This window comes from Paenibacillus sp. cl141a, assembly GCF_900109305.1.
GTDB classification, from domain to species: domain Bacteria; phylum Bacillota; class Bacilli; order Paenibacillales; family Paenibacillaceae; genus Paenibacillus_AQ; species Paenibacillus_AQ lautus_A.
The window spans coordinates 48,730-61,788 of the sequence record NZ_FNZO01000003.1 but is presented as its reverse complement, the minus strand read 5'-3'; the positions used below and the strand labels follow the sequence as shown (position 1 = coordinate 61,788).

Below are 13,059 nucleotides of genomic sequence, written 5' to 3'. Positions count from 1 at the left end.
CGATGTTTCCCACCCACACCACCTCCCTCGGCCGTCCCGATTCAGGGGGCGGCCACCCGCTTCGCAGCTTAGCTTGAGTGCACGGGGATGGATCCGACAGGTAAGGGAGCATGCGGTGTCATTCGGAGGGCGGCAGCGATCGCATTTGGATTCGGAAAATCTCATCGTAAGCGGCATTCCTATTTTCCGAATTCAACAGCGACGGAGGAGGACACCGCTTACGACACCACTGCAGACTATTTTCCCGTTCTGCCCCACATCCCCTTTATATCCCCTTCGCATCCCCAAATTACCGCCTGCAAGACGCAAAGATGGCCGCCCCCGTTAAGGAGCGGCCATCTTCACTATTATGATATATGAACCAATAATGGCTTATGTCGCATTGGTTTACCTAGTATAACACAGAACTACAGATATTTCATCGGATTTTGGGCAACTCCATTTTTTTGCACTTCGAAATGCAGATGCGTCCCGGTGGAACGGCCCGTATTACCCATGACGCCAAGCTTGGACCCTTGTCCAACAGACTGGCCGTTGCCGACGGAAATCTTGCTCATATGCCCATACAGCGTGCGATATCCATTGCCGTGATCGACAATGACGACGTTGCCGTAACCGCTCTGCTGACCCGCGAAAACCACTCTTCCGGAGGCCGCTGCCATAATGGTGCTTCCGCCAACCATATCAATGCCCTCATGGCTTCTTCCCCAGCGATGTCCGAAGGAGCTCGTAATGCGCGCCCCGCTCACCGGCCAAGCGAACATGCTGCCGCTGGACTTCTGGGTCACCGTTGCCGCTTTTTTCTTCGGCGCTACCTTGGTGCCTTTATACACAACTTCAGGCAGGGATTCCTGAACCACCTGTTGGCCTGTCCACTGCTTGGAGATAACCTTGCCGTTCTCTTTGGTCACGATGTAATCCACCGTCTTCACGCCGTCCTGTCCGGGACGGACGACCTTCCGTTTGCCCAGCGGGAGCTCGCTGCTCTTGCGAACGATCGTCTCTGGTTTGCTCGGCTGCTTCACCGACACCGTCTCCACCGTTCTGACCGTCAGCGGTGCTTCCGGCTTCGTCACCTGCAGCTCGGCCCCGATCTGAACGTATTTCTCTTCGAGCCCGGGATTGAGCGCCATGACGTCAGCAGACTTCATGCCAAAATGCTGCGCAATCGAGGAAATCGTATCTCCCTCTTTCACCGTGTACACCACTGGCTTGTCCTTCGTGCCGGTCAGCACCTTGACCGCTTCTTCCACGTCCAGCACCTTGTTCGGGTCAGCCTTCGTGTTGGCAAGCGAAATCTTCTCCTTGATGTCCACGGACTCGAGCCCGCTTGCGTCATCCTTCTTCTGGCTCGATGCTGATGCGGACGTTTTCGTGAAAGCGACTCTCTGCGTCTTCTCCTTTTGCGCAGCAGCCGGAGCGAACTTCAGCTTAGCCGCTTCGACGGCAGCCTTGGCCGTCTGTTGATCCTTCACGATCGCCACCGTCTTGCCATCCACCTTCAGCTCCACGCCGCGGGCATATGCTTTCAGCATGCCATCCAGCTTATGAAGCGTCTCCTCGCTGTTCACGACCGGTTTATAGGAACGGTCGGCCTTCGTGGTGATGCCGTCGGTATGAAGCACCATGGGCACATCAGGGTACTTCTCCTGATATTCCTTTTGCTTCGCTTTCAGCAGCTGGTCAAGCTGGGCATCTTCTTGAATGGTACCGATCGATTTCCCATCGACATACACATGATAGAACGAAATTGTATTCGCGTTCACGTAAGCTTTTCCGCCGGTATATATCGATCCTGCTATGAGCAATACCCCTGCCGACATCCAAATCCATCTGCGCGGTGATGTCCACCCCCGCTTTGGCGGATTCGACGACATCGGGGACTCCTGATTTGAGTTGTGATTGAGGGTAGACTGATCGGCCGCTTGCTTGCGCAAGATGCTGTCCATCCACCGTTTCCCCTTAGAACCTTTCATGTCTCTCTCCTTTAAGCCTTGTCCATATGTAAGAATCCGTTATTCGTTCATCTGAACGTGCTGACTTAGCATTGAATGTGACACAACCTGTCAAAAGGTATCAAAATTTTAACCTTTTCGATCTTCGTATACTTTAACATAGCCTTTACAATCATTTCAAGTTTACGAAAATAGCGAAAAACCCGCGCCCCGCGCGGGTTTCCTGATATTTTCCAATATGGGGCTTTTGCATGTCGGTGACAAAACGGTGACAGAGCCTGCCTGAAACCCGTCATACCGTTATTCTTTGAGCATGGTGATCAGTTTATCGAATTCTTCCGGATTCAAATATTTGGATATGCCCTGCTCGATCTCCGCAAGCTCCGCAGCGGTCAGACCGTCCTCCATCGCCTCGGAGATCTTCTGCATTTCGGATTGGGGCAGCTTGTTCATCAGCATGGTGAAAATCTCTTCCTTCTCCTCCGTTGGCAAACGGTCCTTCCGGTCCACGATGTCCCCCGGTGTCATGACAATCTCCTGACCTTCCAGGGAGGAGCGGCCGGACTCTGACGTATTCGTGCCCATGACGGGCAGGGAATTATCCGGTGCCTCTTCATCGTTCGAAGTCTCCCCTGACGTTCCCGTTGATCCTGAACTCGTCTCTTCGTCCTCCTTGGCCCCTCCATTCGTTTCGGTGCCGGCTTCCGATTCCCGTTCATCGTCCGCAGCGCCCTGATCTTCTTCCAACTGGCGATTGTCCTTCGCGGCATTGATACTGCCCGCATCCGGCTTGGTGCCGGAGCCCACGCCCAGCAACGACTTCATAATACCTCCCACCCCCATCGGCTCCGCTTCCAGTTGAATGTTAAAACTGGATAACACCGATTGAATATAGGCATTCACGACGATGCCCGTGGTCACAATCGTAAGCGTGCTCACCAGGATGGCGGTCAAGCTGATTTTGAGCAGCCATTTCATCCACTTCATCCGTATCTCCTCCTTCCTCATGCATGCTGCAATGACATGACGATGATTGCTTTCTTTTTCCAGTATTGACCGCTCGGTATCGCTTCAATCGTGGGGATCGCCAATTTTTCTATCTTCATCTGATATATTTCATGGTTCGGTTCCTTTTAGGCCACACTACTTCCATGCGATAGAGCGCTCCATCGACCGCACCAGGGAATGTATGATACATATATAGTCATTGGAACTGCTTATGAAGGAGGTCAATCTAGCAATGATTCATATATTGATCGCAGATGACGACGCGCATATTCGAGAGCTCCTGCAGTATCATCTTCAAACCGAAGGATACACGGTATTCACTGCAGCTGACGGGGAAGAAGCTTCTGCCCTTTTGGCGGAAAAACAGGTTCACCTGGCTGTCGTGGATGTCATGATGCCGAACAAGGACGGGTATCAGCTCTGCGAAGAAATCCGGCGTTATTATGATGTTCCCGTCATTCTGCTGACCGCCAAGGATCAGCTTGTAGACAAGGAGAGAGGTTTTGCCGTAGGCACGGATGATTACTTAACCAAGCCGTTTGAACCAAGGGAGCTGCTGTTTCGAATCAAAGCCCTGCTGCGGCGGTATCAAATGGTCAGCGCAGACAAAATCCGTCTGAACGAAACGACCATCGACCGCAAAAGCTACGAGGTTCAAGGACACGGAAAGGTACTGATGCTGCCGATGAAGGAGTTTGAGCTGCTCTCCCAGCTTGCGAGCTATCCGGACCGGACATTCTCGCGCGAGGAGCTGATTCAGCTCATCTGGGGAACCGATTTTGACGGAGATGATCGGACCGTTGACGTTCATATCAAACGACTCCGGGAACGCTTCGCGGACCGAGGCGGCGATTTCCGGATACGGACCATCCGGGGCGTAGGATATAAATTGGAGGCGGCGCCGCAGTGAAAACCCTCTATTCGCGCATCGTCCTCACCACCATCGCCATCATGGTGATCAGCAGCTTGATTGCTTTTGTACTGTCTAATCTGTACTACCAATACAATCTCAAGCCCTTTAACGATCAGAAGGTCACCACCATGGCCAAGGATATCGGGGACTTTTATGGCAGCCACCCGGGGACGGACATCCACGATTATCTCCATCACATCGGACAGCTCGGTTATCAATTCTATTTGGTGAACGATCATGGCAAGGAGTGGTTCTACGGCGGCATGTTCCGTGAACAGGACCTTTCGCCCGAAACGGTTCGGCAGGTGCTGAACGGGAAGGTGTACCATGGCATCGCGGAGTTTCCGTCGGAGCTGTTCATTACCGGCTTTTTCGACAATGTCCTAAGCAATTCCATCGGCATCCCCATCCAGGTCGAAGGCAGCCCTCACGCACTCTTCCTCAGGCCCGATATTACCGTCCAGTTCGGGGAGATGCGTATCTTCTTCTCCATCATCATGGTCATTGCCATCCTGCTGAGCATCCTGCTTGTCGGCATTATTACGCGCTATATCGTGAAACCGATCGTGAAGTTAACCGAGGCCACCCAGAGCGTGGCGCAGGGCCAATATGACATTAAGCTGAACGTTAGCCGGCGTGACGAGCTGGGGCAGCTTGCGGACCATTTTTCCCAGATGGCCAAAGGACTAGCGCAATTGGAGCAGATGCGCCAGGAGTTTGTATCCAATGTCTCGCATGAAATCCAGTCGCCGCTGGCCTCCATTCAGGGCTTCTCGCAGACGCTGCAAACCAAGCGCTTGTCCGAGGAACAGCAGCAGCATTATTTATCGATCATTGAGGCAGAAAGCCGCCGGATGTCGCAGCTCAGCAAACAGCTGCTTATGCTGGCGTCCCTGGATAAGGAAGAGAACATTCTCGATAAATCCACCTTCGACGTGGCCGAGCAAATCAAGCAGGTGCTGTTCCACACCGAATGGAGCTGGCGCAGCAAAGATTTGAGCATCGACATGTCGCTGCCGCCGACCTATGTCTATGGCGATCAGCAGCTGCTGCATCAGGTATGGACGAACCTCATCACCAACAGCATTAAATTCACCGCACCTGAGGGCGCCATCTCCCTGCGTGTGATCGAACACAACAAACAATGCCGCATCGAGATCTCCGATACGGGCATTGGCATTCCGCCAGAGCATCTGCCCCACATCTTCAACCGTTTCTACCGCGTGGATGAGGCTCGCGACCGCTCCCAGGGCAGCAGCGGATTGGGTTTATCCATTACCCAGAAAATCGTCGAACTGCATGGCGGACGTATTGAGGTCACGAGTCAGCCTGGAAAGGGAACCACCTTCTCCGTGATCCTCCCTAACGTATAAACAGCCTAATCTCAAGTTCATGCTCTGTTCATATTCCATTCCTATACTTGGGGCATATCCCGCAGAGATTAAAAACCGAGGGATGTGCCGCTTAATGATCAGGAATGGAGATGAGAAACATGTTTCTTGCACTGCGTGAACTTCAACATGCGAAGCTGCGCTATCTGTTGATTGGCTTCATTATGGTACTGATTGCCTGGCTCGTCCTGTTCGTCACGGGATTGGCTCAGGGGCTCTCCTCCGATAACGCCTCTTCCATACAAAATATGAAAGCCGACTACCTGGTGCTTCAGGAGGAGTCCGATCATCGGATCAATCGTTCCGTACTAACCGGCGAGATCTGGAACGAAGTGCAGAGCCGCCCGGGTGGAAACCCGGCCACTCCGCTCGGAGTACACATGAACACCTTGACCAAGGAAGGCTCCGCGGCCAAATTCGATGTAGCTTTTTTTGCCATTGATGTGGAGAGCATGCTGGCACCCCGAGTCGTTGAAGGCACGATGATTAGCAATACGGATGCAGACCTTGTGATGGCCGACCGCTCCTTGAAAGAGGACGGGTACCGGCTGGGCGACCGGATCGTGGATCAGGCTACAGGCGCCACGTTTACGATTGCTGCCTTTACGGAGGGACAATCCTTCAGTCATGCCCCGGTCATTCACATGAATTTTGAGGGGTGGAAGGCGCTTCAGCCAAACCCGGCGAAGCCAGCGCCTATCTATAATGCCATCGCTTGGAATGGAACTCCGGAGCAGAAGGAAGCCTTGGTCCGGGACGTATCCGGCATCGAGATGATCACGAAAGAGGAAGCCCTGCAGGGGATTCCCGGTTTTCAGGAGGAGCAGGGTTCTCTCACCATGATGATTGTGTTCCTGTTTGTGATTGCAGCCTTCGTGCTGGCCGTGTTCTTTTACGTCATGACGATTCAGAAAATAAATCAGTTCGGCGTCCTGAAAGCCATCGGCGCGGGGACCGGTTATCTGGTGAGGAGTCTGATCTTTCAGGTCCTTACCCTTACCATCGTCAGTCTTGCGATCAGCATCGGCCTGACGTACGGGGTTTCGCTCCTGTTGTCCGGCATCGTGCCGTTTTCGCTAACGCCTTCGGTCGTTCTGCTCTGTTCCTTGCTGTTCCTGGCGGTTTCCCTGATGGGATCGCTATTGTCGCTATATCGGGTCATCAAGATCGATGCAATCGAAGCTATAGGGAGGGCTGCATAATGACATCATCCAAGCTGTTGATGGATCAGGTGAGCAAAGAATTCGGTGACGGGGAAACCTCAGCTAAAGTACTGGACAACATTTCACTGGATATCAAGGGTGGAGAATTTGTCGCGGTGGTCGGACCTTCCGGTTCGGGCAAAAGCACCTTTCTCTCCATTGCCGGGGCACTGCTATCCCCTACCCGGGGACGAATATGGATGGGCGATCAGGAGGTCACCCGGCTCCCCGCCAAACAAATGAATCAGCTGCGGCTGCGCCATATCGGTTTTGTCTTTCAATCTTCCAACCTCATTCCGTATCTGACGGTCCGCGATCAGCTGCTCTTGATGGCCAAGCTGGCTAACCAGCACGGCCAGGAGCCGCAGCGTCGGGCGGATGATCTGCTTCACCGGCTGGGCTTGTCGCATCGCAAGTCTCGCCATCCCGAGAGCCTGTCCGGCGGCGAACGGCAGCGGGTTGCCATTGCCCGGGCATGGATGAACGATCCGGAGCTCATATTGGCAGACGAGCCGACGGCAAGTCTGGATTCCGAGCGCGGCCGGACGGTCGTTCAAATGCTCGCCGATGAGGTGAAGCTGCGCCGGAAAGCTGCCATCATGGTCACGCATGACAAGCGCATGCTGGATCTATGTGACCGGGTTGTCTATATCGAGGACGGCAAGCTGTCCGAACGAACGCAGCCGATTGTGTTGTAGCATGACAAAAACCGGATTCATCCCTAGGCAACCTAGTCGATGAATCCGGTTTTTTACTATGCTGGACCGCCGTGTACCTTGTCCAGCGCTCAAGAAGGCCATACGTCTATTCGATGGTTCGTATGGCTTCTGTCCCCCCTACATGGATCTGACTGCATTCATCCGCTGTTTTTAGCCCCAATTCCAAATGATCAGCGTGCTGCCCTCTATGTCTATCTCCATTATAGGGTGGATGGGCGGATGACTAGGGGATAATATTCTTTAGCTGAAGGGACAAATTCTTCTACCTATTGACCAGCGATGGTATACTCGAAAGCCATCTCCTATCCCGGATCTTTCACAGCCATAAAAAAGCCCGCCGAACCCTATCTTCGGCGGGTGTATTTCACATATCTTAAGGTTGAACTTTCACTCTCTCTATTCTTGGTCCAACGCTTGATTACTTCTCATAAATCGGCAGCACTTGATTCGTCTGCTCCCGGTTGCGGCCGACGGAGAAGATGGCAATCGGAATGCCGGTCAGCTCGGATACCCGCTCAACATAACGGCGAGTGTTCTCAGGCAGATCCTCCAGCGTCTTCGCGCCGGTAATGTCTTCGCTCCATCCTGGCAGCTCTTCATAGATGGCTTCGCACTCGGCTAACATTTTCAAGCTGGCCGGGTAGTGCGTAATCTCCTCACCGCGGAATTTATATGCGGTACAGATCTTCACGGTCTCCAGTCCGCTGAGCACATCCAGCGAGTTCAGGGACAGGCCGGTAATTCCGCTTACGCGACGGGCATGGCGCACAACTACGCTGTCGAACCAGCCTACGCGACGAGCACGCCCGGTTACCGTGCCGTACTCATGTCCTTTTTCACGGATATATTCGCCGATTTCATTATCCAGCTCCGTTGGGAATGGTCCGTCTCCTACACGCGTCGTATAGGATTTGGCCACACCGATGACTTGTTGAATCTTCGACGGCCCTACGCCGGAACCGATGCAGACGCCGCCTGCAGAAGGATTCGAAGATGTAACAAACGGGTACGTACCTTGGTCGATATCCAGCATGACGCCCTGCGCGCCTTCGAACAATACCTTTTGATTCTCATCGATGGCATCATTCAAGACAACGGAAGTGTCGCGCACATATTTACGAATAACCTCGGCGTACTCCAGGTATTGCGTCAGTATCTCTTCAACATCAAGCGCTTCCCCACCGTACACCTGAGTAATCACTTGGTTCTTCTCCTTCACCAGATGGCGAAGCTTCAATTCGAACTCTTCCGCATCCATCAGATCTGCGATCCGGATGCCGTTGCGTGCCGCTTTATCCATGTAGCAAGGGCCGATCCCCTTGCGCGTTGTACCGATTTTGTTCGGACCTTTGCGGTCCTCTTCCAGAGCATCCAATACCATATGATAAGGCATGATAACATGAGCACGATCGCTGATTACCAGATTGTCCGTGCTGAACCCGTTATCATGAATATAATTAATCTCTTCAATGAGTGCAGCCGGGTTAACGACCATACCGTTACCGATTACACAGGTTTTGTCTTTATAGAATACTCCGGATGGAATCAAGCTAAGCTTGAATTTTTTACCGTCAATCAGAATGGTGTGGCCGGCATTGTTGCCGCCTTGGTAACGGGCTACCACGTCGGCGCTTTCCGCCAAATAATCCGTGATTTTCCCTTTCCCTTCATCTCCCCATTGTGTTCCCACAACGACTACCGTTGACATATTCATTCCTCCGCCCGGGCTGTTACACCCTTATGATTTCGCGTAACACTGATGAAATAAATCTCTGCATGCTGATTAAAGTTCAACCTCACTGCACTAAAGCAGCAATACCAGTGTAACAGTCCCCATTTTTAAAGTCAAATACAAAAACGAACAATCGCACATCAGTGTGTACGATTGTTCGGAATTAGGACGAGATTATCGATTGATAACCATATTATTCGGGGAACTGGTATAAGAAATGCCCTATACTTACAGCGAGCGGCAGGTATTGGCCTGATCTCCGAACTTTACTTTTAGGGCTTCCTGTTTCATTAAGCAACCATGAAAGCCCGGCTAAGGGTGAATACCGTCGTTACCCGGCGGCAAAGGCATCGGCATGCGTTCGCTCGTAATTAACGAATTTATTAAAGTTCTTAAGGAAGACCAATTCCACCGTGCCTACGGGACCATTACGCTGTTTGGCAATGATGATCTCAATGATATTCTTCTTCTCGGTTTCCTGATTGTAATAATCATCCCGGTATAAGAACGCAACGATGTCGGCATCCTGCTCGATCGAACCGGATTCCCGCAGGTCACTCATCATCGGACGCTTGTCCTGACGCTGCTCCACGCCCCGGCTGAGCTGAGACAGCGCGATGACCGGCACTTCGAGCTCACGGGCAATTTGCTTAAGCGTACGCGAGATTTCGGATACCTCCTGTTGCCGGTTCTCTCCGGGCTTGCCGCGCCCATGAATGAGCTGGAGGTAATCGATCAGAATCATGCCGAGCCCCTTCTCTTTTTTCAAACGGCGGCACTTCGCACGGATATCGGCTACCGTGACGCCAGGTGTATCATCAATGTAAATCTCCGCTTCGGATAAAGCGGCGATGCCCATCGTGAGCTTGGACCAATCCTCATCGCCTTTGAAATCGCCGTTCCGCATCACGCCCGCATCGAGGTTCGCCTCGGCACAGATCATACGCTGAACGAGCTGTGGCGCGGACATCTCCAGACTGAAAATGGCTACCGTTTCCTTGGCGCGAATGGCCACGTTCTGGGCGATATTCAGTGCGAAGGCCGTTTTACCTACGGAAGGACGAGCCGCCACGATAATCAAGTCGTTGCGCTGGAATCCGCTTGTCATTTTGTCCAGATCCACAAAGCCGGAAGGAATCCCTGTCGTATTCCCCCGGTTCTGATGAAGGACCTCCACCTTCTCGAAGACTTCCATCAGCACGTCGCGGATCGCAATAAACCCGCTGCCCGTGCGTCGATTGGAGATCTCCAGAATGCGGCGCTCCGCCTCGCTGAGCATACCGGATACATCTTCTCCTCCGGTATAGCCTTCACTGACAATCTGGGTTGCCGTTCGGATCAAACGCCGCAGCATCGATTTCTCTTCGATGATTTGGGCGTAATAATCCACGTTCGCAGCCGTCGGGACGGCATGGGCCAGCTTCGCTAAATAGCTGACTCCACCGATCTCTTCCAGCTGTCCTTTATCTTGCAGAAGAGATGTAAGGGTCACCAGATCGATCGGTTGATTGCCTTCCCCGAGCTGCACCATGACTTCATAAATCATCTGATGTGATTTATCGTAGAAGTCTTCAGCCTGCACCCGCTCCATCGCCGTGATCAGCGCTTCACTCTGCAGCAGAATGGCACCCAGCACGGCCTGCTCTGCCTCAAGGTTCTGCGGGGGGACCCGATCGAAATAGAGTTCTCCTCCCATATTACTCCTCCGTAATTTGAACCTTGAGCGTCGCCTTGACGTCAGGATGCAGCTTCACCGGAACCTGGGTAACGCCCAGGCTGCGGATCGGGTCGCTAAGCTCAATTTTGCGTTTGTCGATTTTAATCTTCTGTCCTGCCAATGCTTCCGCAATTTGTTTGCTGGTAATGGCGCCGAACAGACGTCCGCCCTCTCCAGCTTTGGCTTTCAGAACCACCGTCATCTCTTCCAGCTTCTTGCCGAGCGCCTGCGCCTCTTCCTTCTCCTGCGCCTTGCGCTTCTCCTCGGAGGCCTGCTGCTGCTCCAGCGTTTTCATGTTCCCGTCGGTAGCCGGACGAGCAACTCCCCGCGGAATCAGGAAGTTTGTTGCATATCCTTCCGAAACTTCCTTCACTTCGCCTTTCTTACCTTGACCCTTCATATCTTTTATGAAAATGACTTTCATTCAAATAACCCCTCTTTCGCTTCGATGTCCTTCAGTACCTCCATCAACTTCTCCTCGGCTTTCTCAGGCGTCGTATCCAGTTGTACTGCGGCGTTCGTTAAATGTCCGCCTCCCCCGAGACGTTCCATAATCATCTGAACATTCATCTTGCCCATCGAACGGGCGCTAATGCCAATCTTGCCGTCGGTGCGCTCGCTAATGACAAAGGATGCCTGCACATCCGTCATATTCAGCAGCATATCCGCCACTTGAGCAATGAGCAGCTGCGGCATGGGCTCCCCGCTCTTCGCCACCGCGATAGCGATATGGTCAAATACCATTTTAGCATGTTTCACGATTTCTGCCTTCGCTATAAATTCTGTCAGATCTTCCTTGAGCACCCGCTGAATCATCATGGTGTCCGCTCCGTGACGCCGCAGGAACCCGGCTGCCTCGAACGTCCTTGATCCCGTGTGGAGGGCAAAATGCTTGGTATCCACCGTAATCCCTGCCAGCAAGGCCGTCGCCTCAACCGGAGTAAGGGATACCCGGTCATGAATATATTGCAGCACCTCCGTCACCAGCTCGCAGGTTGAAGAGGCATACGGCTCAAGATAGATCAGCACCGCGTCATTAATAAATTCTTCGCCGCGCCGGTGATGATCCATCACGACCACCCGGCTTGCGCGATGAACCAGCCTCGGCTCCATCGTCATGGAGGCTTTATGGGTATCCACGACAACGAGCAGCGTGTGCTCCGTCATCATCTGCATCGATTGTTCGGTGGAGATGAATCGGCTCATCAAGGCGTCATCCTTGCGGACCTCTTCCATAATCCTCGAAATGGACGGATTCATTCCCTCCATCACGATATAAGCCTCGACTTTATACATTTGGGCTGCTTTCAGGATGCCGATCGCAGCGCCGACCACGTCCATATCCGGCAGCTTGTGGCCCATGATGATCACTTTGTCGCTCTCCTGCATCAAATCGCGCAGCGCATGGGAAATGACTCGCGCTCTTACGCGCGTTCGTTTCTCTACCGCGTTGGATTTACCGCCATAGAAGGAGAGCCTTTGGCCGGCTTTGACAGCGGCCTGATCTCCGCCCCGGCCCAGTGCCATATCCAGACTGGATTGGGCTAGCTGTCCCAGCTCCGTGATATCGTCTGAACCGAAGGCAAGACCGACGCTCAGCGTAAGCGGTACCTTCAGATCGGCCGTCATCTCCCGGACTTCGTCCAGGATGAGAAAACGGCTGTTCTCCAGCGCATCGAGCGACCTGTGGTTCAGCATCATCAAATAGCGGTCCGAGGAGAGCCTCCGTAAGTAGACATTGAACTCCCGGGCCCAATTCGTTATCTCGCTGGTGACCTTTGCAATGAGTGCCGTCCGCTGTTGATCATCCATTCCCTGCGAGGCCTCATCGATGTTATCCATCATGATAATGCCCAAGGCCAGCCGCTCATCCTCGTACTGCTGCCTGAGCACCGCCAGCTCGGTGATCTCATCCAGATAAATGAGTCGCTCATCCGGAATGACCGTGGCTCCATAGTACTTATCCTCATGGGAAATCTCCAGCCGAATTTCCTTCGGCGGCTTCTCTTTGCTATCCTTCTTCTCCTGGATTTCCTTTAGCGCTGTCACCAGCTCGGGGAACAGCTCCTGCAAGGAAGCGCCAACCAGCGGCTGTTGGGGAAACATATTGACTACGAATCGGTTATGCCATTCCACGGTCTTATCCTCGCTGTACAGCACAATGCCAAATGGCAGCACGCTGACCGCTTCGCCCTCGACCCGCTGAATCCGAAACGACAGATCTCCGATATAATCCACCAGCTCGCGGCGAAACTTCATCTCCGCCTTCAGCATCGCGTAGCCGCCTACCACCGCAAGCAGCAGCCCGACCAGTCCCAGGATCGTATTGTAGAACGACAGAAAAATAACAAGCAGAAGCACCAGCGCAAACGCCCAGACGGTATGATAGCCGTGCCAGCGTTTCTGCAGAAATTTAGGCATG

The 13,059-nt window shown here is 53.1% G+C and carries 10 protein-coding genes; 4 read left to right on the top strand and 6 right to left on the bottom strand.

The genetic code is table 11. From position 1 onward, the window contains the following. Nucleotides 1-407: 407 nt before the first annotated feature. Complete coding sequence (locus BMX45_RS10255; RefSeq protein WP_254778022.1) at nucleotides 408-1,949, bottom strand: peptidoglycan DD-metalloendopeptidase family protein; 1,542 nt, start codon at nucleotides 1,947-1,949, stop codon at nucleotides 408-410. A 306-nt stretch (nucleotides 1,950-2,255) separates the two neighbouring features. Next, nucleotides 2,256-2,942, bottom strand: a complete 687-nt coding sequence (locus BMX45_RS10250; protein ID WP_090909590.1) for a hypothetical protein — start codon at nucleotides 2,940-2,942, stop codon at nucleotides 2,256-2,258. A 253-nt stretch (nucleotides 2,943-3,195) separates the two neighbouring features. Here BMX45_RS10250 and BMX45_RS10245 point away from each other — a divergent pair, with 253 nt between their 5' ends. From BMX45_RS10245 to BMX45_RS10230, 4 genes are all read left to right on the top strand, one after another. After that, a complete protein-coding gene (locus tag BMX45_RS10245) occupies nucleotides 3,196-3,873 on the top strand; it encodes a response regulator transcription factor (protein ID WP_090909589.1) in 678 nt (225 codons plus the stop codon). After that, entirely contained in the window at nucleotides 3,870-5,249 is a 1,380-nt protein-coding gene (locus BMX45_RS10240; RefSeq protein WP_090909588.1) for a sensor histidine kinase, read from the top strand. The genes BMX45_RS10245 and BMX45_RS10240 overlap by 4 nt, the downstream gene beginning before the upstream one ends. 119 nt (nucleotides 5,250-5,368) lie before the next feature. Next, nucleotides 5,369-6,469 (top strand): ABC transporter permease, encoded by a 1,101-nt coding sequence (locus tag BMX45_RS10235; protein ID WP_090909587.1) that lies wholly within the window; start codon nucleotides 5,369-5,371, stop codon nucleotides 6,467-6,469. Further along, a complete protein-coding gene (locus BMX45_RS10230; RefSeq protein WP_090909586.1) occupies nucleotides 6,469-7,167 on the top strand; it encodes an ABC transporter ATP-binding protein in 699 nt (232 codons plus the stop codon). Before BMX45_RS10235 ends, BMX45_RS10230 begins: the two co-directional genes overlap by 1 nt. A 439-nt stretch (nucleotides 7,168-7,606) precedes the next feature. Here BMX45_RS10230 and BMX45_RS10225 read toward each other — a convergent pair whose 3' ends face one another. The 4 genes from BMX45_RS10225 to BMX45_RS10210 form a co-directional block, all read right to left on the bottom strand. Beyond that, nucleotides 7,607-8,896: an adenylosuccinate synthase gene (locus BMX45_RS10225; protein WP_009591501.1), complete on the bottom strand. Its 1,290-nt coding sequence runs from the start codon at nucleotides 8,894-8,896 to the stop codon at nucleotides 7,607-7,609. A 355-nt stretch (nucleotides 8,897-9,251) separates the two neighbouring features. Then, nucleotides 9,252-10,616 carry a replicative DNA helicase gene (gene dnaB, locus BMX45_RS10220; RefSeq protein ID WP_015738106.1) on the bottom strand — a complete coding sequence of 455 codons (1,365 nt, stop codon included), beginning with the start codon at nucleotides 10,614-10,616 and terminating at the stop codon, nucleotides 9,252-9,254. A gap of 1 nt (nucleotide 10,617) precedes the next feature. After that, nucleotides 10,618-11,061, bottom strand: coding sequence for a 50S ribosomal protein L9 (gene rplI / locus BMX45_RS10215; protein WP_015738107.1), 444 nt, complete (start codon nucleotides 11,059-11,061; stop codon nucleotides 10,618-10,620). Further along, nucleotides 11,058-13,058: a DHH family phosphoesterase gene (locus BMX45_RS10210; RefSeq protein ID WP_090909585.1), complete on the bottom strand. Its 2,001-nt coding sequence runs from the start codon at nucleotides 13,056-13,058 to the stop codon at nucleotides 11,058-11,060. The genes rplI and BMX45_RS10210 overlap by 4 nt, the downstream gene beginning before the upstream one ends. Between the last annotated feature and the right edge of the window lies 1 nt (nucleotide 13,059).